We start from the raw sequence: 24,084 nt of genomic DNA, 5'->3' as shown, positions 1-24,084 counted from the left end.
GATGCAGGAACGCTTTCCCCGCGGCCGGACCGCGATCGTCGGCGCCGCCACCTTCGGCTGCGGCGCTTCGCCGGGCTACAGCGCGATGGAGCTGGCGCACCAGGCGAGCGTGCTGGCGCTGGCGCAGGCCGGATTGAAGCCGTCGGACGTCGATGGCCTGTTCGTCGTCGTCATGGACGACTCGCTCTCCGGCCTCACGTTCGCCGAGACGCTCGGCATTCATCCGCGATTCCTCGACAACAACCGCACCGGCGGCTCGTCGTTCCAGGTGCATGCGATGCTCGCAACGCTGGCGCTCGACGCCGGGTTGTGCGACGTGGCGCTGATCGCCTACGGCAGCAACCAGCGCAGCAGCACGGGCAAGCTCCTGCAATCGTCACGGCCCTCGCCGTGGGAGTCGCCGTACAAGCCGCTGCGCCCGATCTCCTCGTATGCGCTCGCCGCGGCACGCCACATGCACCAATACGGAACGACCAAGGAGCAGCTCGGCGCCGTCGCCGTGGCAGCGCGCCAATGGGCTGCGTTGAACCCCGAGGCTTTCGTGCGCGAGCCGCTGGCGATGGACGACTACCTGAAGGCGCGCCTGGTCGCCGACCCCTTCGGCGTGCGCGACTGCTGCCTCGTGACCGACGGCGCGGCCGCGGTGGTGATGACGCGCGCGGACCGTGCGCGGGACCTGTGCCGGCGGCCGGTGTATCTGCTCGGCGGCGCGCAATCCACCACGCACCGCGAGATCGCGAGCATGCCGGACCTGACCGTCACCGGGCTCGCCGAGGCCGGCCCGCGCGCCTATGCCCAGGCCGGCGTCGGCCCGAAGGACATCGATGTCGTCGAGCTGTACGACGCGTTCACGATCAACCCGATCCTGTTCCTCGAGGACCTCGGCTTCTGCGAAAAGGGCGAAGGCGGCCGTTATGTCGAAGGCGGCCGCATCGCGCCGGGCGGGGAACTGGCGGTGAACACCAACGGCGGCGGCCTGTCCTGCGTGCACCCGGGCATGTATGGCCTGTTCACGATCGTCGAGGCGGCGCGCCAGCTCGCGGGCGATGCCGGCGAGCGGCAGGTGCCGGGTGCGAAGCTCGCGATCGCGCAGGGCAACGGCGGCGAGCTCTCGCACCAGGCGCTCGTGATCCTCGGCAGCGAAGACACGCTCTAGGCATCGGAATCGGAAATGCTCGACTACGAAATTTGCAAGAACTGGACCTTTCCCGACATCGTGCACCGCTACAGCGAGCGCGACACGATGCTGTACGCGCTGGGCCTGGGCTACGGCCACGATCCGATGGATCGCGGCGCGCTGCGCTTCGTCTACGAGAAGGAGCTGCAGGCGGTCCCGACCATGGCCGCAGTGATGGGTTCGCCCGGCATCTGGTGGCGCGACCCCAAGACAGGCGCCGATGCCGTCAAGCTGGTGCACGGCGAGCAGGACGTGCGGCTGCTGCGCCCGCTGCCGGCCAAGGGCTGCGTGATCGCGCGCAACCGCGTCGTCTCGCTGACCGACAAGGGCGTCGGCAAGGGGGCGGTCGCGGTGGTGCTGCGCACGCTGGTCGACAAGGCCAGCGGCGACACGGTGGCCGAGAGCCGCAATGTGACCTTCCTGCGCGGCGACGGCGGCTTCAGCGCCCACGGCGGCAGGAGCGATCCCGGCCCCGAGCCGCTGCCTTCGGTGCCGGAGCGCTCCGCCGATTTCGAGCTGAGCTACGCCACGCGGCCCGAGGCGGCATTGATCTATCGCCTGAGCGGCGACGTGAACCCTTTGCATGCCGATCCCGACGTGGCGGCCAAGGCCGGCTTCGACCGCCCGATCCTGCACGGGTTGTGCACCTACGGCATGGCGGCGCGCGCGGTGATCGAGCAGGTGCTCGACCACGATGCGGCGCGGCTCAAGCGCCTGGCGCTGCGCTTCACCTCGCCGGTCTGCCCGGGCGAGGCCGTGCGCTACGAACTCTGGCGCGACGGCGCGACCTTGCTGCGCTTGCGCGCCAGCGTCGATGCGCGCAAGACCGTGGTGCTTAACAACGGCGTCGTCGAGCTTGCTTGAAACCGGGGGATGCTGACGATGCAGGACAAGGTGGTGATCGTGACCGGCGCGTTCGGCGCGCTGGGTCAGGCGGTGGTGCGCACGCTGGCGGGGCAGGGGACGCGGCTGGCGCTGCTCGATGCGTCGCCGGTCGCGCCGGCCGAATTCGCGCAGGCGTTCGAAGCGTCGCACCTCCTGCTGCCCGGCACAGACCTGTCGCGCTTCGACGCGGCGCGGGCGGCGGTTGCGCGCGTGGCCGAGCGCTTCGGTGGTGTCGATGCACTGGTCAACATCGCCGGCGGCTTCAGCTGGGAGACGATCGCAGACGGCGACCCGGCCACCTGGGACCGCATGCACACGATCAACCTGAAGACGGCGCTCCACGCCTGCAAGGCGGCGTTGCCGCACCTGCTGGAACGAGCGGGCCGGGTCGTCAACATCGGCGCCGGGGCCGCGGGCAAGGCGGCTGCGGGAATGGGCGCCTATGCGGCCTCCAAGGCCGGCGTGCTGCGCCTCACCGAGGCGCTGTCCGATGAAACCAAGGATCGCGGCATGACCGTCAACGCGATCCTGCCGGGCATCATCGACACGCCGGCCAACCGCAAGGACATGCCCGATGCCGACACCTCGCGCTGGGTGACGCCGCAGGCGATCGCCGAGGTGGTGGGGTTCCTGCTGTCGGATGCGGCGCGCGCGGTGACCGGGGTCGGGCTGCCGGTGACGGGACGGCTCTAGGAGTCTGGGCCGCGGGCCTTCAGGCGGACGACGCTGTCTCCATACGGCTCGTCGCGGTTCTTCAGCGCCTGCTTCAGCCCGCCCGACGCCATGTCGGCCTTGAACTGCGTGCGCCGCGGCCCGTTGGCCAGGTGCGCGCGCGCGTCGAGCTCGGCGGTGAGCCGCTGCAGCGTGCGCACATGCATCAGCTCCATGCCGAGGTTGACCACCCGCTTGTGCGCGGCGAGCAGGTCGACGTCGGTCAGCGCGATGCGGCGCGCGAGTTCCGCGACCTCGGTCTCGAGCCGGTCGGCCGGCACGGCCTCCATCACCAGGCCGAGCCGCGCCGCATCGACCCCGGTGATGCAGTCACCGGTGAACATCAGCCGCTTGGCCCATTGCGGACCGGCATGCGCGAGCCAGAACTGCGTCGGCGGCGTGCCGTTCGCGCGTGTCGCCGGAAAGCCGATGCGCGCGTCCTCGGCCGCCAGCACCAGGTCGCACAGGAAGGCGAGGTCGGTGCCGCCGGCCAGGCAGTTGCCGTGGATCTTCGCGATCACCGGCTTGTGCAGGTCGAAGATGCGCATGCGCTGCTCGAGCGTGCGTTCGAGCGCCCAGCAGTCGTCGTCGAAGCCGCTGCGCTGGCTGCGGTACAGCGCCGGGTCGTAGGGCATGTTCTCGGGTGCGACGCCGGCGTAGGCGCCGGCCAGGTCATAGCCGGCGCAGAAGTCGCGCCCAGCGCCGTCGATAACTACCACGTTCACGTCGCGCCGGTCGTCGGCTTCGAGCAGCGCCTGCTCGAGCTCGCTGAGCATGGTGTCGGACAGCGCGTTGCGCTTGTCCGGCCGGTTCAGCGTGATGCGCGCCACCCGCTCGTCGACGCTGAAAAGAATGGTGTCGCTGCTCTTCAGCCACTTGTTCATGACTTGTCTCCTGTCAGGGCCGCCGTCGCATCGTCCTCGGCCGCGATCATTTCCAGGGCGGCGAGCGCCGCCACTTCGCCGACGCCGCCGTCCACCGGCAGGCAGGCACCGGTGATGAAGCGAGCCTCTTCGCTTGCGAGGAACAGCGCGGCGGCAGCGACATCCCACGCGTCGCCTTCGATGCCCAGCGGTGCGATGCGGCGGCGGCGCTCGCGGCCGGCGGCGTCGATGAACTGCTCGACCAGCGGGGTGAACAGATGGCCCGGCGCGATCGTGTTCGCGCGCACGCCGTCGCGGCCGTACATCACCGCGAGCTCGCGCGAGAACGCCACGACGGCAGCCTTCGACGGCCCATAGGCCGCGCCGCCGTGGGCACGCAGGCCGGCGGTGGACGCGATGTTGACCACGTTGCCGCGCGAGGCGACCAGATGCGTGATCGCCTGCTGCGTCATCAGCACCGCGCTCTTCAGATTGACGTCGAGCACGCGCTGCCACAGCCCGTCGGGCAGCGCCTCGAGGCGGCCGCCACCGGCACCGTGGCCGACGTTGTTCACCAGCACGTCGAGGCAGCCGTAGCGTTCGAGCGTCGCCGCGACGACGCGGCGGCAGCCGTCCACCTCGGTGACGTCGGCGGCGCAGACGAAGGCGTCGCCACCGTCGCCGGCGATCATGCGGCGCGTGATCTCGGCGCGCTCTGCGTCCAGGTCCACCAGCGCGACGCGCGCGCCTTCGCGCGCAAACACATAGGCCATCGCCTTGCCCGTCCCGACGCCATCGCCCTGCGAGCCGGCGCCGGTGACGATCGCGACCTTGCCGGCCAGTCGCTGCAAGTGGCGGGAAGGTCGTGGCATGGCGTCAACAGGCCCTAGTGGATCGGGCGCATGATCGTCGCGCGCCCGTCCCGGGCCGCGAGGATCACTTCGTCGCCGACGTGAAAGTGCTTGCCGACGTCGGCCAACGGGACCTGCTTGCCGTCGAGGCCGCGGCAATAGGTCGCCTCGTCGATGATGAAACGCCCGCCGCGCCCGTCATCGCCTTCGAGGACGACCATCTGCGGCTCGACAGCGATGAGGCGGCCGACCATCGGCGGGTTCTCGTTCGCGCCCATCACGCGGATGTCCATCGACAGGCGAAAGCGGTCGGAATGGTTCGCGAGGCCGGTGTGCGGCGTGTTCAGGTCCATCAGCAGCACGTCGCCCGGCCGGTAGGTGGCGCGGCGCCAGCGGTCGGCCGGCACTGCGCCGTCGGGAATCGGATAGAGCGGCGGCTGCTTGGTGTCGTGCAGGATCGGTCCGCGGTGCAGGCCTTCGCCGAGGATCAGGCCGCCGACTTGGTCATCGATCTCGGCGAGCGGGATCCAGCAGATCCGGAATGGAATGCCCTTGTTGTAGAAGCCGTCCTGGTGCACGAAGTCGAGGCGCGAACGCGCGCGGTCGGCGGCTGGCGGCGTGGCACGGTATTCGACGGTTGGGATCCAGAAGGGCTCGTCCTCCAGCAGGCGCCGGAAGAAGGCGTGGATCGCCGGCTCGCGCACGAAGGGCTGCCAGGCCTTGCGTTTCGACAGCGGATCCATCCGGAAGGGGAAGCCCTCGAGGCTCGCGCCGGTGTGGCGGGCCTGGGGGTCCGCCGGGTCGGCCACGCCGTACTCGCCGAGCAGTTGCATGTAGACGGCGCGCAGGCGCGCGACCGCGCCGTGGTCCAGCACATCGCGGAAGAACCAGTAGCCCTTGCGCTCCCAGGCGGCATCGAGTGCGGCACGGTCGCCCAGCAGGTGGTTCGAGGTCTCCAGCTCGCGTGCGTCGGGCGAGGTGAGGGGCCCTCTCGCCAGAGATTCCGTAGCTTGCATATTGTGGAACAATGTTCGTAAAATAGAACGGAGTTCACTGTAGGCGATGACCCGGGCGTCCCACCAAGCGGGTTTACCCGAATCCTCGCCGCAAGCGCATACCCAACCACCCGGAGACCCATTCGATGAGCAGCGAAGACGACCAAAGCCCCAACTACCGGCGGGGCGTGAACCTCGTGCGCGAGATGCTCGGAGAGGCCTTCCTCAACGGGATGCTTTCGGCGGCGAACTCCGGAGGCTTCGCGGCGGACGCCGCGACGATCGCGCTCGAGTCGGCGTTCGGCGCCGTCTGGTCGCGCCCGGGCCTGGAGCGCAAGGAGCGCAGCCTCGTCACGATCGGCATCCTCGTCGGCATGGGCAAGCCCAACGAGCTGAAGAACCACGTGCGCGCGGCGCTGAACAACGGCCTGACGGTGACCGAGCTGCAGGAGGCGCTGATCCAGGCGATTCCGTACTGCGGCTTTCCGTGCGTGGCCGAAGCGCTGGAGGCGACGGTGGCCGTGCTGCGCGAGCGCGGGCTGGTCGGCGACGACGTGAAGACGGCGAAGGATCGCGGGATGCTTTAGGGGGCGCTCAGAGCAGTGCGATCTTGCGGCGCGGGGCGTATCGGTCTCATGCCGTTTCCTCCCCGATGACCTGGCACTGCGCGGTGGCCTGTGCAATGCGCTGCCCCTGGCTCCAGATATAGCAGTTGGCGAACACGACGCGCCGCCCGGCGCGCACGACATCGACCTGGGCTTCCACCCAGGCGCCGGGTGCCGCGTTGCCGATCAGGTTGACCGAGAGGTTGGTCGTCAGCATCTTCGGTCTCGGCTCGCGCGCATGCTTGGCGGCTTAGACGATCGCGGTATCGGCCAGCATGCAGATCATGCCGCCGTGCATCATTGCGCCGCGGTTGCGATGCTTGTCCTCGACTCGCAGGCCGACGATGTGGATGGCGTCGCGCCGTGCCACGTACAACGGCCCGACCAGCTCGTGGAACGGGCCGAAGGCCGGCATGGGCTCGAAGCCGGCCGGGATGTCCGTCGAAGAATGGTTCATCGATTGCCGAAGCGCGGAGCGCGCTTCTCGAAGTAGGCCTGGCGCTTCTCCGCGGCGTCTTCGGTGGCCTGGGCCTGGAACACCGCGCGCGATTCGATCTCGCACGCCGCCTCCAGGCTCGCGACGCCCTGGTTCAGCCACAACGATTGCTTGGTGAGCCAGACACCGAGCGGCACGTTGGCACAGATCGCTACGGCGAGCTCGCGCGCTTCCGCCAGCAGACGTTCGTCCGGCACCACGCGCAGCGCCAGGCCGATGCGCGCCGCCTCATCGGCCAGCACCGGGCGCGCCGTCAGCAGGATCTCTGCGGCGCGCTGGGTGCCGACCGCACGCGGCAGCATCCAGCTCATGCCGAGCTCGTGTCCGGTGCCGGCGTTGTGGATCGAGTTGACGAACTTGGCCGATTGCGCGGCGAGGCACAGGTCGGCCGCCAGCGCGAACGCGAAGCCAATGCCCGCCGCGGCGCCGTTCACCGCGGCGATCACCGGCTGCGGCAACTGGCGCATCAAGAGTGGGATCTGCGCGATGCGCGTGATCGAGTGCTTCGCCACATAGGGCTTGCCGAGCGCCGGGTCGACCCACGGCGCCGGTCCGGGCGAGCGCAGGTCATGGCCGGCGCAGAACGCGCGACCGGCGCCGGTGACGATCAGCACGCGCGTGCCGGCGTCGTGCCGAAGTGCCTCGAGTTGCGCGATCAGCGCCTCGTACATCGGGAAGCTGAAGGCGTTCAGTGCGTCGGGCCGGTTCAGCGTCAGCGTGGCGATGCCGTCGTCGGAGCGTTCGTAGAGGAGGTCGGTCATGGTGCGTTTGGCTTGTCTCTGCTGTTCGGATTGTAGTACGATGTTCAAAAAACATGACTATGCCGTCGCATCGACGGCCATGCTTCAGGAGACGCATTCCATGCACCAGCGCGATCCCTGGTTCGACGCACCGATCCGTCCGGTGCGGCTCGGCCCGAGCGCCTGCGAGGTGGCGCACGACGCGGACGGCAACATTCGAATGCGCCTCGCCGAGCCCCTGCAGCGCTACCCGCGGCGCTACACTGACCGGCTGGTCCAGTGGGCCCTCGAACGGCCGGAGCATGTGTTCCTCGCGCGCCGCCCGCCGAACGGTCCGAAGACCGGCGCCTGGGAGACCCTGTCCTTCGCCGACACGCTGCGCAAGGTGAGGGCGATCGGCCAGTCGCTGCTGGACCGCGGCCTCTGCGCCGAGCGGCCGGTGATGATCCTGTCGGAGAACGACTTCGACAACCAGCTGCTGGCGTTGGCCTGCACGCACGTCGGCATTCCGTACGTGCCGGTGACGCCGGCGTACTCGCTGCTGTCGCAGGACCACGCGAAGCTGAAATCCCTGAGCGAGCGCGTGCGCCCCGGGCTGGTCTATGCCTCCAGCGTGGAGGCCTACGGGCGTGCCGCGCGCGCGGCCTTCCCCGAGGCGGAGTTCGTCGCCAGCGAGGCCGGCGGCGGCGCCACGCCGTTCTCCACGCTGCAGGGCGCCGCGCCGGGGGACGCGGTCGACGCAGCCTACGACGCGATCCGGCCCGACCAGGTGGCCAAGCTGATGTTCACCTCCGGCACCACCGGCGAGCCGAAGGGCGTGATGCTGACGCAGCGCATGCTCTGCAGCAACCGCCAGCAGGTCGTGCAGGCGATGCCCTTCCTGCTCGACGAGCCGCCGGTGCTGGTCGACTGGCTGCCGTGGCACCACACCTTCGGCGGCACCAACAACCTCGGCATCGCACTGTACTGCGGTGGGTCTTACTACCTGGACCCCGGCAAGCCGATGGCCGAGGCGGTGCAGCCCAGCGTCGACGCGTTGCGCGAGGTATCGCCGACGATCTACTACAACACGCCGGGGGGCCTGGCCGCCTTGCTGCCGCACCTGCGTGACGACGCGCAGCTGCGCGCGCGCTTCTACGAGCGGCTGCAGCTGCTGTACTACGGCGGTGCCGTGCTGCCCGCGCACATCTGGGCCGGTCTCGACGCAGTGGCGGTGAAGCACTGCGGCGAGAGGGTGCTGATCGTCTCGGGCATCGGCTCCACCGAATGCGGGCCGGTGCCGCTGACGACGGGCTGGGATCCGCGCCGCGAGGCGATCGTCGGCCTGCCGGTGGCCGGCGTCGAGCTGAAGCTCGCACCGGTGAACGACAAGCTCGAGCTGCGCGTGCGCGGCGACTGCGTGACGCCCGGCTACTGGAACGATGCCGAGCGCAGCGCTGCTGCCTTCGACGACGAAGGCTACTTCTGCCTCGGCGACGCGGCGAGCTTCGTCGACCCCACGCATCCCGAGCGCGGGCTGCGCTTCGATGGCCGGATCGCCGAGAACTTCAAGCTCTCCAGCGGCACCTGGGTCCATGCGGGGCCGCTGCGCTCCACCGCGCTGGCAGGGCTCTCGCCGCTCGTGCAGGACCTGGTCATCGCCGGCAGCGGCGAGGACCAGGTCGGCGCGCTGGTGTTTCCCGATCTGGCGGCGTGCCGTGCGCTCGACGCGGCTCTCGCGGCCGATGCGCCCGCGGGCGAGGTCGTCGCGAGCCCGCTCGTTCGAGCGGCCTTCCAGCAGCGGCTGGATGCGCTGGCGGGCGGCGCCACCGGCAGCTCGAACCGCGTGCTGCGCATCGTCGTCGAGACCGAGCCGGCCACGCTCGACAGCGGCGAGATGACCGCCAAGGCCTCGCTCAGTCCGGTCGTGGTGCTGCGCCGCCGCGCCGCCGCGGTGGCCGAGCTGTTCATGGATCCGCCGCCCGCGCGCGTGCTCTGCGCAGGCGACGAAGCATTGACAGTCCGTTGCATGGCGTTAAACTAAGCGAACAACGTTCGTATATTTGACCAACAAGGAACGATACCGTCCATGCGCTTCGAGTTTTCTCCCGAGGACGAGGCCTTCAGGCTGGAGGTTCGCGCGTTCTTTCGCGACAACCTGCCGCGGCCGATGGCGCGCCGCTTCTACATCGGCGCGCATCCGCCGGTGCGCGACGACGTGCGGGCGTTCCAGAAGCTGATGCACGGCCGCGGCTGGGGCGCGCCGCACTGGCCGGTCGAATGGGGCGGCACCGACTGGAGTCCGCTGCGCAAGCACCTGTTCATGCAGGAGCTGTACGACGCCGACGGGCTCGACTACAGCTGGCAGGGGCTGCACATGGTCGCGCCGGTGATGCTCGCGTTTGCGTCGCAGGCGCAGAAGCGGCGCTTCCTGCCGCCGATGCTGGCCGGCGACGAGTTCTGGACCCAGGGCTTTTCCGAGCCCAACGCCGGCTCGGACCTCGCGAGCCTGAAGACGCGGGCCGAGCGGGTCGGCGACGACTACGTCGTCAACGGCCAGAAGATCTGGACCAGCGATGCCTCCATGGCCGAGTGGGGCTTCTTCCTGGTGCGCACCGACCCCGACGTGAAGCCGCAGCGCGGCATCTCGTTCCTGCTGATCAGGATGGACACGCCGGGCCTGACGGTGCGGCCGATCGTCTCGATCGAAGGCGGCCTCGGGCTCAACGAGGTGTTCCTCGACAACGTGCGGGTTCCCTGCGAGAACCTGGTCGGTGAGGCGGGCATGGGCTGGACCTATGCCAAGTACCTGCTCGGCAAGGAGCGCACCGCGAGCGCCTTCCTCTACTTCAACAAGCGCGAGCTCGAGAAGGCGCGCGAGATCGCCACGGTGCAGCGCGTGAATGGCCAGCGCCTGATCGAGCGCCCCGAGTTCGCGCGCAAGCTCGCGCGCGTCGAGGTCGAGCTGCTCGCGCTCGAATACTCGGTGCTGCGCGTGCTGTCGCAGGAGAAGAACCGCCACAACCTCGACGCGGTGGTGTCGGCGCTGAAGCTGCGCGGCTCGGCACTGCAGCAGCGCGTGACCGAACTGCAGGTGGAAGCGCTGGGCCTGCATGCGCTGCGCCAGTGGGGTCACGGCGAAGGCGAAGCGATCGATAGCGACGAGGCGCTGCGCTGGCCGCCGCAGGTGCCCGGCCGCACCGCGCAGGCGCTGATCACGCGCGCGTCGACGATCTACGGCGGATCGCAGGAGATCCAGAAGAACATCATCGCCAAGCTCGCCTTCGGGCTGTAGGCAGGACGCAGGCAGGAACGGGTAAATGGACTTCAACCTGAGCGAAGAGCAGCAGATGCTGCGCGATGCCGCGAACCGCTACGTGCGCGAGCAGTACGGCTTCGAGGCGCGGCGCCGGCTGCAGGCGGCCGGCAGCGCATCGACGCCGCACTGGGCGCAGTACGCCGAGATGGGCTGGCTCGGCCTCGGCATCCCGGAGGCCTTCGGCGGCCTGGGCTGCAGCTTCGTCGAGACGGCCCTGGTGGCCGAGGAGCTCGGCCGCGCGCTGGCGCTCGAGCCCTTCATCGGCTGCGCGGTGCTGGCGGCCCGACTGGTCGAGACCGCCGATGCGCCGGTGTTCGCGGCGCATCGGCGCGGCGAGCTGCTCGAAGCCATCGCCGGCGGTGCGCTGCAGATCGCGCTCGCGCACAGCGAGCCGGCCAGCCGCTACGAGCTGGACGCGGCGTCGACCACGGCGCGCGCCGAGGGCGAAGGTTTCGTGATCGAGGGGACCAAGCTGATGGTCGTGGGAGCGCCGGGCGCGGACCGCTTCATCGTGTCGGCGCGAGTCGCCGACGAAGGGCTCGCGCTGTTCTTGGTCGACCGGAGCGCGGCCACGCTGCACGGCTATCCGCTGATCGACGGCACGCTGGCCGCCGACCTGGAGCTGCGCTCGGTCTTCGTTGCCGCCGACGCGCGCCTCACGGCACCCGGTGGCGGCCTCGCGACGCTCGAGGAGGCGCTCGACCGCGCCGCGCTCGCGCAGGTGGCCGAGGCGCTGGGCTGCATGGAGGCGGTGCTCGAGACGAGCAGCGAGTACCTGAAGACGCGCCAGCAGTTCGGCCAGCCGATCGGCCGCTTCCAGGCGCTGCAGCACCGGATGTCGGAGATGTTCGTCGAGGTCCAGGAGACGCGATCGATCCTGTACCGCGGCATCGCCAGCCTCGATGGCGCGCCGGCGGCGCGGCGGCAAGCGGTCTCGGCCGCGAAGGTGCTGCTGGCATCGTCCGCCCGCTTCGTCGGCGGGCAGGGCATCCAGCTGCACGGCGGCATCGGGCTCACCGACGAGTACCCGATCGGCCACTACTACAAGCGGTTGTTGGCGCTGACGACGCTGTACGGCGACGGCGACTGGCACCTCGGGCGTTTCGTCGAGGCGCAACTGGAGACGGCATCGTGAACCTCGACCATTACCGCAGCCTCGCTCTGCGCCGCGACGGGCGCGTGCTTCATGTGGCCTTCAACCGCCCGGAGGCGCTGAACGCGTTCGACACCGCGATGCACGACGAGCTCGAGCGCCTGTTCGGCGAACTGCCTCGCGACGATGCGACGCACGTCGTCGTGCTGACCGGCGCCGGCAAGGCCTTCAGCGCCGGCGGCGACGTCGAGCAGATGCAGCGCCTGGTCGACCGCCCGTCGCTGATGGTGCCGGATGCGACGATGGCCAAGCGCCTCGTGATGGGGCTGCTCGACGTGCCGCAGCCGGTGATCGCGAAGGTGAATGGCGCCGCGATGGGCCTGGGCGCGACGCTGGCGCTGTTCTGCGACACCATCTTCGCCGCCAATCACGCGAAGATCGCCGATCCGCACGTGAAGGTCGGCTTCGTCGCCGGCGACGGCGGCGCGGTCATCTGGCCGCAGCTCGTCGGCTATGCGCGAGCCAAGCAATACCTGCTGACCGGTGATGCCATCACCGGCGAGGAGGCGGCCGCGATCGGGCTCGTCAACTTCGCCGTGCCGGCCGAGGAGCTGGATGCGGCCGTAGACGCCTGGGCCCAGCGCCTGGCCGGCGGCGCGCGGCGCGCGATCCAGTGGACCAAGGCCACGATCAACGTCGGGCTCAAGCAGATCGCCGCTTCGGTGATGGACGCCGGCATGGCCTACGAGCTGCTGTCGAACCAGACGCGCGACCACGCCGAAGCCGTCGCTGCCTTCCGCGGCAAGCGCACGCCCGATTTCAGCGGCGACTAGACATCGAACTCAAGGAGCAAGCGGATGGGCATGGTTCAAGACAAGGTCGTGGTCGTGACCGGCGCCGGTGCCGGTATCGGGCGCGACTTCGCGAAGGCGTTCGCCGCGCACGGCGCGAAGGTGGTGGTCAACGACCTCGCGCGCGACAAGCAAAGCGGCCAGGCGCTGGCCGAATCGGTGGTCGCCGAGATCAGGGAATCGGGCGGGCAGGCGGTGGCGGCGGTGGAGAGCGTGGCCGAGTGGGATTCGGCTCACAAGATCGTTCAGGCTGCGCTCGACAGCTTCGGCCGCATCGACTGCATCGTCAACAACGCCGGCATCGTGCGCGACCGCTTCATCTTCAACATGAGCAAGGAGGAGTGGCAGGCCGTCATCGACGTGCACCTGAACGGCTCCTTCTACATGACGCGCGCGGCGGCGCCGCATTTCAAGAGCCAGGAGAGCGGCAGCTACGTGCACATGACCTCGACCTCGGGGCTGATCGGCAACCTCGGCCAGGGCAACTACTCGGCCGCAAAGATGGGCATCGTGGGCCTGTCGAAGTCGATCGCGCTCGACATGGCGCGGTTCAAGGTCCGGTCCAACTGCATCGCGCCGTGGGCGTGGACGGCGATGACGGCCGGCATCCCGGCCGACACGCCGGAGGAGAAGGCGCGCGTGGAAAAGCTGAAGAAGATGGAGAGCGCCAAGATCGCTCCCCTCGCGGTGTACCTCGCCAGCGACCGCGCCGAGAAGGTCTCGGGGCAGATCTTCGGTGTGCGCGCCAACGAGATCTATTTCTTCAGCCAGATCCGCATGATCCGCTCGATGCACCGCGGCGGCGGCTGGACGCCCGAGATGATCGCCGACGAGGCGATGCCGGCCTTCGAGGCCAGCTTCTTCGACAACGTGCCGTCGATGAAGCTGACGCCGTGGGATCCGGTGTGAGGAGGATCCGGGCATGAAGGCATTGGTCGCAGTCAAGCGCGTGATCGACTACAACGTCAAGGCACGCGTCAAGTCCGATGGCACCGGCGTCGATCTGGCCGGGGTCAAGATGTCGATGAACCCCTTCGACGAGATCGCGGTGGAGGAGGCCGTCCGCCTGAAGGAGGCGGGGGTCGTCACCGAGGTCGTTGTCGCGAGCATCGGCGTGCCGGCCTGCCAGGAAAGCTTGCGCACCGCGATGGCGCTGGGCGCCGATCGCGGCATCCTGGTCGAGACCTCGGACGCGCTTGAGCCGCTGCACGTCGCCAAGCTGCTGAAGGCGCTGGTCGACAAGGAGCAGCCGCAGCTGGTCTTCCTCGGCAAGCAGGCGATCGACGACGACGCCGGGCAGACCGGCCAGATGCTCGCCGCGCTGCTGCGCCGGCCGCAGGCGACCTTCGCATCGAAGGTGGTCGTCGGCGGCGACGGCGTCGAAGTCACGCGCGAGGTCGACGGCGGGCTCGAGACGCTGGCGCTGAAACTGCCGGCGGTCGTCACGGTCGACCTGCGCCTGAATTCACCGCGCTACGCGACCCTGCCGAACATCATGAAGGCGAAGAAGAAGCCGCTCGAGACGATCGCCGCATCGACGCTCGGCGTCGACCTCGCGCCGCGCACGCAGGTGCTGAAGGTCAGCGAGCCGAGGCAGCGGGCCGGCGGCGTCAAGGTGGGCGATGTGGCGACGCTGATCGCCAGGCTGAAGTCCGAAGCAAAGGTACTCTGAGATGGCGATCCTGATCCTCGCGGAACATGAGCACGGCGCGATCAAGGGCGCCACCCGGGCGGCCGTGACGGCCGCGACGCAGATCGGCGGCGAGGTGCACCTGCTCGTCGCCGGCCACCATTGCGACGGTGCGGCCCGGGAGGCCGCGGCGATCGCCGGCGTCTCGAAAGTGCTGGTGGCCGATGCCGCCGCCTATGCGCATCCGCTCGCTGAAAGCCTCGCGGAGCTGGTCGCGGCGCTGGCGCGCGACTACAGCCATGTGCTCGCCGGCGCCACCTCGGCCGGCAAGAACGTGATGCCGCGCGTGGCCGCCTTGCTCGATGTGGCGCAAGTCTCCGACATCACCGAAGTGATCGCGCCGGACACCTTCGTGCGCCCGATCTATGCAGGCAATGCAATGGCCACCGTGAAGGCGCTGGATGCGATCAAGGTCCTCACCGTGCGCGGCGCAGCCTTTGACGCGGCAGGCAGCGGCGGTGCGGCGACGCTCGTGCCGGTGCCGGCCGGGCCGGCCAGCGAAACGTCGCGCTTCGTCGGCCAGGCGCTGACGGTCTCCGAGCGGCCCGAGCTGACCGCGGCGCGCATGGTCGTCTCCGGCGGCCGCGGCATGGGAAGCAGCGAGAACTTCCATCTGCTCGACCGGCTGGCCGACAAGCTCGGGGCCGCGGTGGGCGCGTCGCGCGCCGCCGTCGACGCCGGCTATGCGCCGAACGACTGCCAGGTGGGCCAGACCGGCAAGATCGTCGCGCCGCAGCTGTATGTCGCGGTCGGCATCTCGGGGGCGATCCAGCATCTGGCGGGCATGAAGGACAGCAGGGTCATCGTCGCGATCAACAAGGATCCGGAGGCGCCGATCTTCGGCGTGGCGGATTACGGCCTCGTGGCCGACCTGTTCCAGGCCGTCCCCGAGCTGACCGGGGCGCTGTAGAGGCTGCGATGGAACCGAGCTCGGGTAGCATTGCCAGCCTGACGGGCCCGACCGAACTGAGCGGCCCGTCCAGCCTGCACGGGGATTCAATGGCCACCAAGAAAATCGTCGAAGACAACAACACAAGCCTCCCCGCGGATCGCGATGTCACCGGCCCACGCTCGCTCACGCGACTGCTCGGCCTGTTCGACGTGTTGTCGATGACGCCCGACGGCATGTCGCTGGCCGAGCTCAACGTCACGCTGGAGTCCCCGAAAAGCAGCCTGCTGAACCTGCTGCGCCCGCTGGTCGCGGAGGGCTACCTGATCCACAGCGCCGGTCAGTACCGGCTGGGGCCTTCGATCTTCCGGCTGGCCGCGAGCGTGATGTCGGCCTGGAATTTCCCGAAGATGATCCGGCCGTTCATGGAGGAGCTCTGCCAGCGCACCGGCGAATCCGTGCTGCTGGGTGTGCTGAACCGCGATGCAGAGGTGCTGACCTACGTCGAGATCATCGACAGCCCGCACCCGGTGCGCTACCAAATTCCGGTGGGGACCACGCGGCCGCTCTATGCCAGCTCCGCCGGGCGGCTGCTGCTCGCCTATACCGAGAAGCGTTGGCGCGATGCCTACCTGTCGTCGGTGCAGTTCAAGGTCAGGACGGCGATTCCGCTCACGCGCGCGTCGCTCTCGCGCGAGCTCGACCGGATCCGCGCCGAAGGCGTGTCGACCTCGGTGGACAATTACATGGTCGGGCTGGCCGCCGTGGCCGCGCCGGTGTTCGACGGTGACGGCAACTGTGTCGCCTCGCTGAACATCGCCGGACCGTCGGATCGCTTCCGCAACGAGCTCGATCAGCTGAAGGCCGCGGTCAAGGAAGTCGCGGCGAAGGCGTCTGGCGTGGTCGGCGGCATCGAGGCGCGAGCGGCCTAGCTCATTGCGCCTGCGGCCGCCACCCGCCGCAGATGGTGTGCGGTGTCGCCGAACAGCATCTCGATCACCGACAGCCGCCGGAAGTAGTGTCCGGCCTGGCATTCCTCGGTCATGCCGATGCCGCCGTGCAGCTGGATCGCCTCCTGCCCGACGAAGCGCGCGCTCTTGTTGATCTGCACCTTGGCGGCGGAGATCGCGCGGCCGCGCGCTGCGGGGTCGGGCTCGCCGCACATCATCGCTGCATAGAAGGCCATGCTGCGCGCCTGCTCGACGGCGACCAGCATGTCTACCGCACGGTGCTGCAGCGCCTGGAAGCTGCCGATGGCGACGCCGAACTGCTTGCGCACCTTCAGGTACTCGACGGTGATCTCGTGCACCCGCTCCATCGCGCCGACCGCTTCGGCGCACAGCGCGGCCGTGGCGGTATCGATCGCGTGCTCGATCAGCGGCAGTGCGGCGCCCTCGGGGCCGAGCAAGGCGTCGGCACCCACGTGCGCTGCATCGAAGCAGATGTCGGCGGCGCGCTGGTGGTCCTGCGTGCGGTAGCCGCGGCGCGTGACGCCGGCGGCGCCCGGGTCGACGAGAAACAGCGACACGCCGTCGCACTCGCGCGAGTCGCCGTTTGTGCGGGCCGAGACGATCAGCAGGTCGGCGCTGTCGCCGGCCAGCACGAACCGTTTCGTGCCGCAGAGCCGCCAGCCGTCGCCCTCGCGCTCGGCCCGCGTCGCCACGTCGGCCAGGTCGTAGCGCGACTGGGCTTCGGCAGAGGCGAAGGCCAGCGTGCGCTCGCCGGCGACGATCGCGCCCACCTGCGCATCCCGCTGCGCGGCCGAGCCGGCCTGGCGCAGCAAGGCGCCACACAGCACCACTGTCGGGAGGTAGGGCTCGAGCGCGAGCGCACGGCCGAGGGCCTGCATCACGATCAGGGTCTCGACGGGGCCGCCGCCGAGGCCGCCGTCGCCTTCGGCGAAGGGCAGGCCGAGCAGGCCCATCTCGGCATAGCGTGACCACAACTCGCGGCTGTAGCCGGCGGGCTCGTCGCGGCAGGCGAGGCGCTGTTCGAAGCCGCAGCGTTCGGCCAAAAGCCGCTGCAGGCTGTCCTGCAGCATGCGCTGCTCATCGGTGAGGTCGAAATCCATGGTTGGTCAGAGCCCGAGCACGGTCTTGGCGAGGATGTTGCGCTGGATCTCGTTCGAGCCGCCGACGATCGACACGTGCCGCGCCCAGTAGTGGTTGGCGGCGATCGTGAGCGCCCAGTCGTCGGCCTCCTCGGCCGCGTCAGGCCGGCCGGCGACGAAGCCGGGGTCGAACTCCAGCGCATGCAGTCCCGCAACCTCCAGCAGCAGCTCGGCCGCCGCCTGTTGCAGCTGCGAGCCCTTCATCTTCAGGATCGAGGACTTGGGGTCGGGCTTGCCGTTGGGGCGCTTGGCCGTTTCGGCGATCAGCCGCATCTGCGTGATCTCGAGCGCCTTCAGCTCGACCTCGATCTCGGCGACGCGCTCCTGGAAGCGCTCGTCCTCGATCAGCGGCCGGCCGCCCTGCAGCACCTGCGCGGCCAGCTGCCTGGCGCGGCGCACCCGGAACTTCGAGACGCCCACGCGGGCAATGCCGCTGCGCTCGTGACCGAGCAGGTACTTGGCGTAGTCCCAGCCCTTGTTCTCTTCGCCGACGCGGTTCGCCACCGGGATCCGCACGTTGTCGAGGAACATCTCGTTGGTCTCGTGGTGTCCGTCGATCGTCACGATCGGCCGCACCGAGACGCCCGGCGAACGCATGTCCATCAGCAGGTAGGTGATGCCCTGCTGCTTCTTCGCTGCCGGGTCGGTGCGCACAAGCAGGAAGCACCAGTCGGCATGGTGCGCGGTCGAGGTCCACAGCTTCTGGCCGTTGACGAGGTAGTGGTCGCCGTCGCGGACCGCGCTGGTGCGCAGTGCCGCCAGGTCCGAGCCCGCACCCGGCTCCGAGAAGCCCTGGCAGAACCAATAGTCCATGCGCGCGATGCGGGGCAGGAAGCGGCGCTTCTGTTCCTCGCTGCCGAAGGCAATCAGCGTCGGCCCGATCATGTTCATGTTGAAGGAGATCGGCTCGGGCGCCGGTGCCATCGCGAGCTCTTCCTTGAAGATGTACTGCCTGACCGCGTCCCAGCCGGTGCCGCCCCATTCGGGCGCCCACGACGGCGTGGCCCAGCCACGGTCGTGCAGGATGCGCACCCAGCGCTTCATCTCGTCCTTGCCGATGCGCTGGCCGAGCTCGCACTTGCGGCGGATCTCGGGCGGCAGCGCCGTCGCGAAGAAGGCGCGCACCTCGTCGCGGAAGGCGAGTTCTTCGTCGGTGTAGCGGAGGTCCATGGGGTGTCCAGGTCAACAGACCCTAATCAATGACGCCGTCGCGTCGCAGTGCCGCGATCTTGTCCTGGGAGAACCAGCGCGACAAGGCCCGGTCGGTGTTCCCCGGCGTGACCGGCTGCGGCGGCGTCGGAATGGCGGGCGTGCTGCGCGAGAAGCGCGGCGCAGACGCGGACTGCACGATGCCGTCGATCTCGACCAGGCTGCCGCGCGCCTTCAGGTGCGGATGCCGCGCTGCCTCGGCGAAGCTCAGCACCGGCGACACGCAGGCGTCGGTCTGCTCGAGGCGCGCCGCCCAGTCGTCGCGCGTGCGCTTCTTGAACGTGGCGGCGAGCAGCTCTTTGGCGGGCTTCCAGTGCTCGCGCGACATCTGCGGGCCGAGCTTCGAGGCGTCGATCTCCAGCCGGGCGAGCAGCTCGGCGAAGAACTTCTCCTCAATCGGCCCGACAGCGATCCAGCGGCCGTCGGCGCACTCGTAGCAGTCATAGAAATGCGAGCCGCCGTCGGTCGGGTTGCCGCCGCGGCCTTCGCGCCAGATGCCGCCGGCGACCATGCCGTGGAAGGTCGTCGCCAGGTGCACGGCGCCGTCGACGACCGCTGCGTCGACGACCTGGCCCTGGCCGGTGCGGCGCGCGTCCAGGATCGCGGCGAGCAGGCCGACGGCCATGTACAGCGATCCGCCCGCATAGTCGCCGAGCAGGTTCAGCGGGATCGACGGCGGCTGGCCTTCGCGGCCAATCGCCTCCAGGATGCCGGTGATGGCGAGGTAGTTGATGTCGTGCCCCGCCACCTGCGCCAGCGGCCCGCTCTGACCCCAGCCGGTCAGGCGCCCGTAGGCCAGGCGCGGATTGCGCGCGAGGCAGACCTCGGGCCCCAGGCCGAGGCGCTCGGTGACGCCGGGGCGGAAGCCTTCGATCAGCGCATCAGCCTGCTCGACCAGCCCGAGCACGGCCTCCACCGCGGCCGCTTGCTTCAGGTCGAGCGCGATCGACCCGCGGTTGCGCAGCAGCGTGTTGAACTTGAGCGGCCGCTCGAGCCCCAGCTTCACAGGCTGCTTGCGGTCGACGCGGATCACGGTGGCGCCGAGGTCGGCAAGCAGCATTGCGCACATCGGGCCCGGGCCGATGCCAGCCAGCTCGACGACCTTCAGGCCGGCCAGCGGTCCCGTCATCGGCCGGCCTTCCCGAGGAGGCTGTTGGCGATGATGTTGCGCTGGATCTGGTTCGTGCCCTCGATGATCTGCACCACCTTCGCATCGCGGAAGTAGCGGTTGATCGGATACTCGGCCGACACGCCGGCGGCGCCGAAGAGCTGCACCGCATCGGTGGCCACCTTCATCGCGACGTCGGAGGCCACGCACTTGGCCATCGCCGCCATCGGCGCCAGCGCCCGGCCCGTCACGCCGGCGTCGACCATGGCCGCGGTGCGGTAGACCAGCTGGCGCGCCGCTTCGGTCTGCATCACCATGTCGGCGAGCATCCAGCGCACGCCCTGGAAGTCGCTGATCGCCTGGCCGAAGGCGCGCCGCTCCTGGATGTATCGGACGGCATGGTCGATCGCGCCTTGCGCGATGCCGACGGCACGCGCCGCGACGATCGGGCGGCTGGTGTTGAGCGCCTCCATCGCGACCTTGAAGCCTTCGCCGCCCTCGGGGCCGAGGCGGCTCTCCGCCGGAATCCGCGCCTGGTCGAAGAAGAGCGGGCACGACGGCACGCCGCGGGCGCCCATCTTGTCTTCCTTGCGGCCCACCGTCAGACCGGGCGTGCCGCGATCGACGATGAACAGGTTGATGCCGAGCGGCTGCCCGGCTTCGTCCTGCGTCTTCGCGGCGACCAGGATGAAGTCGGCGATGTTGGCGTTGGTGCACCAGATCTTCGCACCGTTTAACACATAGCCGTCGGCCGTGCGGCGCGCGGTGGTCTTGATGCCGGAGACGTCGGAACCGCTCTGTGGCTCGGTCAGCGACAGCGCGCCGCGCAGCTCGCCGCTTGCCAGGCCCGGCAGCAGGCGCTGCTTTTGCGCCTCGGTGCCGCCGGCAAGGATCGCGCCGAACGGCGTCCACTGCACGACGAGCAGGTAGCCGGTGTTGTAGCACACGCGGCCGAATTCCTCGACCGCGACGCAGGCCGACAGCGTGCTGCCGGTGCCGCCGTATTCGGCGGGGAAGGGCAGCGCGAACAGGCCCAGCCCCTTGAGCAGCTCGAACATGTCGTGCGGGTACTCGGCCGTGCGATCGATCTCGTCGGCGCGCGGCGCCACCTTGTCGCGCGCCAAGCGCCGGATCAGGTCCTGGATGGCCTTCTGGTCGTCGCTCAGGTCGTAGCTTGTGGAGGACACTGGTCGGTCTAATATATGAACATAGTGCGTAATTCTGAACGTCCGACAGAGAGACGTCAAGAAGCGTGACGAATGAAACACCTTGCCTAGGGTGTGTACCAATATCAGAACATCGAGCGAAAATTAGAATACATAACTGTATTTGAAGGAGACATTCATGCAAGCGTTGAGCCGTGAAGAGAAGCGCGAGGTCACTAAGGCCCGCCTGCGCAGATCCGCCACCAGGGCGTTCGCCGACCAGGGCGTCGGTGCGGCGTCTGTAGATGGCATCAGTCAGGCCGCGGGCCTGAGCCGGGGTGCCTTCTATTCGAACTACACCACCAAGGAAGACATGCTGCTCGAGCTGATGAGCGAATGGCTCGAACGCGAAGCCACCGAGTGGGGCAGGGTGGTCGCCGAGGCGCAGGACGCGGAGGCCGTGCTGCAAGGGTTCCTGGCGCGCTTCCGACGTTCCCGACGGGACGGCGACGGTGGTTTGCTGTGGATCGAGCTGACCTTGCATGCCGAGCGCAATCCGGACTTCGCCGTCCACTATCACGCCTTCATCACCGCCCACCACCGGCACGTCGCACGCGTCTTCGCGGCCATGTTCGAGAAGGCCGGCAAGGAGCCGCCGGCTGCGCCCGAAGCGCTCGCCGCGGCGGCCCTGTCCTTCGGCGCTTCGTTGGCGCTGCAGAGCGGCCACGGCGCGCAGCGCGGCAACCCCGCCTACGCCGGCGACATGTTCCTGCTCTACCTGCGCGGGCTGCTGGCGATCGCCGGCCCGGCACGCGCATCCCGCCCCACGAGCCGCAGGGCCCGCACTTCGCCCAAGAGGTCCCCGACATGAGTCATTCCGTTGCCGACCGAATCCCGCCGCACGTGCCCGCCGCGCTGGTGCACGAGTTCGACCTGTACAACGTCGAGGTCGCCGATGGCGACTATCACGCCGCGCTGAAGCGCCTGCACGATCCCGGCATCCCCGACATCTTCTGGACGCCGAAGAATGGCGGGCACTGGGTTGCGACGCGCGGGGAGGATATCTACGAGATCTTCAAGGATGCGGAGCGCTTCACCTCGCAGAAGCTCGTGGTGCCCGCCGAGCGCAACACGCACAGGATGCCTCCGATCTTTCTCGATCCGCCGGAGCACACGAAGTACCGCACGCTGCTGTCCCCGCTGCTGTCGCCGAAGGCGGTGTCGGCCCTCGCGGGGCGCGCGCGCGAGCAGGCGATCGAGCTGATCGAGGGCTTCTATCCGCGCGGTCGCTGCGAGTTCGTCGGCGAGTTCGCCCAGCACCTGCCCATCGGCATATTCATGCGCATGGTCGACCTGCCGGTCGAAGACCGCGAAAAACTGCTGGCCTGGGCCGATCAGCAGGTGCGCCCGAGCAGTGAAGCCGAGCGCGAGCAGAGCTACATGAACATCTTCGGCTATGCCGCGCAGAAGGTGAAGGAGCGGCGGGCGAACCCCGGCCCGGACGCGATCAGCCAGCTGACCAAGGCGCAGGTCGACGGGCGGCCGATCACCGACGAGGAGGTGATCCCCATGGTGGCGCTGGTGTTGATCGGCGGCCTGGACACCGTGGCCTCGGCGATGGGCTTCGCGGCGCGCTTCCTGGCCACCAGCCCGGCGCACCGCAGGGAGCTCATCGAACACCCGGATCGCATCCCGGCGGCGGTGGAGGAACTGCTGCGCCGCTTCCCGGTCGTCAATCAAGGCCGCATGGTGCGCGAGGACATGCAGTACAAGGGCGTCGAGATGAAGGCCGGCGACATGGTCGTGATGCCGACGACGCTGCACGGCGTGGACGATCGCCAGTTCGACGATCCGATGGCGGTGAACTTCCAGCGCCGCACGCCGATCCATTCGACCTTCGGCAACGGCGCGCATCGTTGCCCGGGCTCGCTGCTGGCACGTACCGAGATAAAGATCTTCCTCGAGGAATGGCTGAAGCGCATTCCCGACTTCCAGATCGAGCCGGGCAGGGAATGCGGCGTGCGCGCCGGCGTCAACGCCACGCTTTTCGAGCTGCCGCTGATCTGGGAGGTGCGCGCGCGGTGAACACGAAGAAATGGCAGTGCTTCTTCTGCGCGCATGTCTACGACGAGGCTCTCGGCGATCCCGACCACGACATCGCGCCCGGCACCGCGTGGGCCGAAGTGCCGGATGACTGGTGCTGCCCGGATTGCGGCGCGACGAAGAGCGATTTCGCGCCGGTCGAGGAGTGAAGACCCCAGTGACCCCACGAAGTACCGGCACCAGAATCATGAATATCAGGTGATGGCCATGGTCTCTGCAACGCTGTTTCGTGCTTTGGGCTCCCTGCTCATGGTCGCTTTGGCGCTCGGGTTCTCCGTTTCGTCGCGCGCGCAGGACTACCCCCGCGCCAGGCCGATACACCTGGTGGTGCCCTTTCCCGCAGGCGGAGCGACGGACGTGCTCGGCCGGCTCGTGGGGCAGGAACTCGGCAGGGTGCTGGACCAGGTCGTGATCGTCGAGAACAAGGCCGGGGCAGCCGGCTCGATAGGGACCGACCATGTCGCGAAGTCAGCGCCCGACGGCTACACCGTCTGCTTCTGCACCACCGGCCCGCAGGTGATACAGCCGCACCTGATGAAGCAAGGCTTCGATCCGCGCAAGGACCTCATGCCCGTGATCCATGTTCACAACGTTCCCAACGTGCTGGTGGCGCGCACCACGCTCGCGGCGAACACGGTGCCCGAGCTGGTACAGCTGGCGCGGAGCAAGCCGGGCCAGATCAGCTACGGGACCACGGGGCAGGGCGGTCCGCAGCACCTGGCGGGCGAATACTTCCAGAAGCTGGCGGGTATCCGCTTGAATCACGTGCCCTACAAGGGCGAGAACCCGGCGTTCACCGACCTCATGGCGGGTCACGTCGATCTGGCGTTCGGCTCGATCGCGGTGGCCGAGCCGCTGATCCGGGCCGGCAGGATCAAGCCGGTCGCCGTGACCGGCAAGCGGCGCTCGCCCTCGCTTGCGGATGTGCCGACGGTGGCCGAGCAGGGCTACCCGGACTACGAGGCGTACACCTTCGTGGGGCTGAACGTGCCGGCGGGTACGCCGGTGCCGGTCATCGACAAGCTGAACCGGGCCACCAATGAGGTGCTGGCCGACCACCGAGTCCGCGAGAAGATGCTGGCGCTGGCGGTGGAGCGCGTCGGCGGCACGTCGAAGGCGTATGCCGCATTCCTGGCCGCCGAGTACGAGAAGATGGGGCGCCTCATCGAAGACGGCCGGATCGTCCTGAAGGAATGAATCTGGGTCGCACCTCAATCCGACCGGCGCGTTCGCCAGAACCTTGTCGATGCTGGTGGGCACTCTTG

25 protein-coding genes and 1 pseudogene are annotated in these 24,084 nt (G+C 69.0%); 16 read left to right on the top strand and 10 right to left on the bottom strand.

The genetic code is table 11. From position 1 onward, the window contains the following. Position 1 precedes the first annotated feature (1 nt). Genes ACSQ89_RS16585 through ACSQ89_RS16575 form a run of 3 tightly spaced genes read left to right on the top strand, consistent with a single transcriptional unit; the run spans position 2 to position 2,755 of the window. Positions 2–1,156, top strand: coding sequence for a thiolase (locus tag ACSQ89_RS16585; RefSeq protein WP_436295482.1), 1,155 nt, complete (start codon positions 2–4; stop codon positions 1,154–1,156). A 15-nt stretch (positions 1,157–1,171) separates the two neighbouring features. After that, positions 1,172–2,041, top strand: coding sequence for a MaoC/PaaZ C-terminal domain-containing protein (locus ACSQ89_RS16580; protein ID WP_436295480.1), 870 nt, complete (start codon positions 1,172–1,174; stop codon positions 2,039–2,041). Between the two features lie 9 nt (positions 2,042–2,050). Continuing rightward, a complete protein-coding gene (locus tag ACSQ89_RS16575; RefSeq protein ID WP_436295479.1) occupies positions 2,051–2,755 on the top strand; it encodes an SDR family NAD(P)-dependent oxidoreductase in 705 nt (234 codons plus the stop codon). Here ACSQ89_RS16575 and ACSQ89_RS16570 read toward each other — a convergent pair. From ACSQ89_RS16570 to ACSQ89_RS16560, 3 genes are read right to left on the bottom strand one after another with little or no spacing between them, the layout of a single operon-like run. Then, on the bottom strand, positions 2,752–3,657 hold the full coding sequence (locus ACSQ89_RS16570; protein WP_436295478.1) for a crotonase/enoyl-CoA hydratase family protein: 906 nt from the start codon (positions 3,655–3,657) through the stop codon (positions 2,752–2,754). The genes ACSQ89_RS16575 and ACSQ89_RS16570 overlap by 4 nt on opposite strands. Next, positions 3,654–4,508, bottom strand: a complete 855-nt coding sequence (locus ACSQ89_RS16565) for an SDR family NAD(P)-dependent oxidoreductase (protein WP_436295477.1) — start codon at positions 4,506–4,508, stop codon at positions 3,654–3,656. The genes ACSQ89_RS16570 and ACSQ89_RS16565 overlap by 4 nt, the downstream gene beginning before the upstream one ends. Positions 4,509–4,522: 14 nt before the next feature. Continuing rightward, positions 4,523–5,503: a phytanoyl-CoA dioxygenase family protein gene (locus ACSQ89_RS16560; protein ID WP_436295476.1), complete on the bottom strand. Its 981-nt coding sequence runs from the start codon at positions 5,501–5,503 to the stop codon at positions 4,523–4,525. 125 nt (positions 5,504–5,628) lie between these two features. Here ACSQ89_RS16560 and ACSQ89_RS16555 point away from each other — a divergent pair, with 125 nt between their 5' ends. Next, complete coding sequence (locus tag ACSQ89_RS16555) at positions 5,629–6,069, top strand: carboxymuconolactone decarboxylase family protein (RefSeq protein ID WP_436295475.1); 441 nt, start codon at positions 5,629–5,631, stop codon at positions 6,067–6,069. 46 nt (positions 6,070–6,115) lie between these two features. Here the strand turns inward: ACSQ89_RS16555 and ACSQ89_RS16550 are convergent. The 3 genes and pseudogenes from ACSQ89_RS16550 to ACSQ89_RS16540 form a co-directional block, all read right to left on the bottom strand. Then, a pseudogene (locus ACSQ89_RS16550) lies at positions 6,116–6,322 on the bottom strand (PaaI family thioesterase); the annotation flags it as partial. Positions 6,323–6,337: 15 nt separating this feature from the next. Next, entirely contained in the window at positions 6,338–6,544 is a 207-nt protein-coding gene (locus ACSQ89_RS16545) for a hypothetical protein (RefSeq protein ID WP_436295474.1), read from the bottom strand. Continuing rightward, positions 6,541–7,344, bottom strand: a complete 804-nt coding sequence (locus ACSQ89_RS16540) for an enoyl-CoA hydratase/isomerase family protein (protein WP_436295473.1) — start codon at positions 7,342–7,344, stop codon at positions 6,541–6,543. Before ACSQ89_RS16540 ends, ACSQ89_RS16545 begins: the two co-directional genes overlap by 4 nt. Positions 7,345–7,384: 40 nt before the next feature. Between ACSQ89_RS16540 and ACSQ89_RS16535 the strand changes: the two genes are divergently transcribed. The 8 genes from ACSQ89_RS16535 (at position 7,385) to ACSQ89_RS16500 (ending at position 16,076) form a co-directional block, all read left to right on the top strand. Continuing rightward, positions 7,385–9,346 carry a feruloyl-CoA synthase gene (locus ACSQ89_RS16535; protein ID WP_436295472.1) on the top strand — a complete coding sequence of 654 codons (1,962 nt, stop codon included), beginning with the start codon at positions 7,385–7,387 and terminating at the stop codon, positions 9,344–9,346. Between the two features lie 45 nt (positions 9,347–9,391). Continuing rightward, positions 9,392–10,597: an acyl-CoA dehydrogenase family protein gene (locus tag ACSQ89_RS16530; RefSeq protein ID WP_436295471.1), complete on the top strand. Its 1,206-nt coding sequence runs from the start codon at positions 9,392–9,394 to the stop codon at positions 10,595–10,597. A 25-nt stretch (positions 10,598–10,622) separates the two neighbouring features. Further along, positions 10,623–11,756 (top strand): acyl-CoA dehydrogenase family protein, encoded by a 1,134-nt coding sequence (locus ACSQ89_RS16525; RefSeq protein ID WP_436295470.1) that lies wholly within the window; start codon positions 10,623–10,625, stop codon positions 11,754–11,756. Then, complete coding sequence (locus tag ACSQ89_RS16520; RefSeq protein ID WP_436295469.1) at positions 11,753–12,547, top strand: enoyl-CoA hydratase/isomerase family protein; 795 nt, start codon at positions 11,753–11,755, stop codon at positions 12,545–12,547. The genes ACSQ89_RS16525 and ACSQ89_RS16520 overlap by 4 nt, the downstream gene beginning before the upstream one ends. 24 nt (positions 12,548–12,571) lie before the next feature. Then, positions 12,572–13,474: an SDR family NAD(P)-dependent oxidoreductase gene (locus tag ACSQ89_RS16515; RefSeq protein WP_436295468.1), complete on the top strand. Its 903-nt coding sequence runs from the start codon at positions 12,572–12,574 to the stop codon at positions 13,472–13,474. Positions 13,475–13,487: 13 nt separating this feature from the next. Continuing rightward, positions 13,488–14,237: an electron transfer flavoprotein subunit beta/FixA family protein gene (locus tag ACSQ89_RS16510; protein ID WP_436295467.1), complete on the top strand. Its 750-nt coding sequence runs from the start codon at positions 13,488–13,490 to the stop codon at positions 14,235–14,237. 1 nt (position 14,238) lies between these two features. Then, complete coding sequence (locus ACSQ89_RS16505; RefSeq protein ID WP_436295466.1) at positions 14,239–15,165, top strand: electron transfer flavoprotein subunit alpha/FixB family protein; 927 nt, start codon at positions 14,239–14,241, stop codon at positions 15,163–15,165. 89 nt (positions 15,166–15,254) lie between these two features. Then, positions 15,255–16,076, top strand: coding sequence for an IclR family transcriptional regulator (locus tag ACSQ89_RS16500; RefSeq protein ID WP_436295465.1), 822 nt, complete (start codon positions 15,255–15,257; stop codon positions 16,074–16,076). Here ACSQ89_RS16500 and ACSQ89_RS16495 read toward each other — a convergent pair. From ACSQ89_RS16495 to ACSQ89_RS16480, 4 genes are read right to left on the bottom strand one after another with little or no spacing between them, the layout of a single operon-like run. Continuing rightward, positions 16,073–17,215 carry an acyl-CoA dehydrogenase family protein gene (locus ACSQ89_RS16495; protein ID WP_093103478.1) on the bottom strand — a complete coding sequence of 381 codons (1,143 nt, stop codon included), beginning with the start codon at positions 17,213–17,215 and terminating at the stop codon, positions 16,073–16,075. The genes ACSQ89_RS16500 and ACSQ89_RS16495 overlap by 4 nt on opposite strands. Before the next feature lie 6 nt (positions 17,216–17,221). Next, positions 17,222–18,424 (bottom strand): acyl-CoA dehydrogenase family protein, encoded by a 1,203-nt coding sequence (locus ACSQ89_RS16490; protein ID WP_436295464.1) that lies wholly within the window; start codon positions 18,422–18,424, stop codon positions 17,222–17,224. A 22-nt stretch (positions 18,425–18,446) separates the two neighbouring features. Continuing rightward, a complete protein-coding gene (locus ACSQ89_RS16485; protein ID WP_436295463.1) occupies positions 18,447–19,592 on the bottom strand; it encodes a CaiB/BaiF CoA transferase family protein in 1,146 nt (381 codons plus the stop codon). After that, positions 19,589–20,758 (bottom strand): acyl-CoA dehydrogenase family protein, encoded by a 1,170-nt coding sequence (locus ACSQ89_RS16480; protein ID WP_436295462.1) that lies wholly within the window; start codon positions 20,756–20,758, stop codon positions 19,589–19,591. Before ACSQ89_RS16480 ends, ACSQ89_RS16485 begins: the two co-directional genes overlap by 4 nt. Positions 20,759–20,915: 157 nt before the next feature. On the opposite strand from ACSQ89_RS16480, the gene ACSQ89_RS16475 reads away from it, so the two are divergent. Genes ACSQ89_RS16475 through ACSQ89_RS16460 form a run of 4 tightly spaced genes read left to right on the top strand, consistent with a single transcriptional unit; the run spans position 20,916 to position 24,016 of the window. Beyond that, entirely contained in the window at positions 20,916–21,587 is a 672-nt protein-coding gene (locus ACSQ89_RS16475) for a TetR/AcrR family transcriptional regulator (protein ID WP_436295461.1), read from the top strand. After that, entirely contained in the window at positions 21,584–22,801 is a 1,218-nt protein-coding gene (locus ACSQ89_RS16470) for a cytochrome P450 (protein WP_436295460.1), read from the top strand. Before ACSQ89_RS16475 ends, ACSQ89_RS16470 begins: the two co-directional genes overlap by 4 nt. Then, the gene (locus ACSQ89_RS16465) at positions 22,798–22,968 is read left to right on the top strand and encodes a rubredoxin (protein ID WP_436295459.1); all 171 of its coding nucleotides are present in this window, start codon (positions 22,798–22,800) and stop codon (positions 22,966–22,968) included. The genes ACSQ89_RS16470 and ACSQ89_RS16465 overlap by 4 nt, the downstream gene beginning before the upstream one ends. Before the next feature lie 58 nt (positions 22,969–23,026). Then, the gene (locus tag ACSQ89_RS16460; protein WP_436295458.1) at positions 23,027–24,016 is read left to right on the top strand and encodes a Bug family tripartite tricarboxylate transporter substrate binding protein; all 990 of its coding nucleotides are present in this window, start codon (positions 23,027–23,029) and stop codon (positions 24,014–24,016) included. Positions 24,017–24,084: the final 68 nt, after the last annotated feature.

Origin of the sequence: Variovorax sp. LjRoot175, assembly GCF_964253805.1 — a bacterium.
Taxonomy (GTDB): domain Bacteria; phylum Pseudomonadota; class Gammaproteobacteria; order Burkholderiales; family Burkholderiaceae_C; genus Variovorax.
The sequence above is the reverse complement of the archived record's forward strand: the minus strand, read 5'-3'. Positions and strand labels throughout refer to the sequence as shown.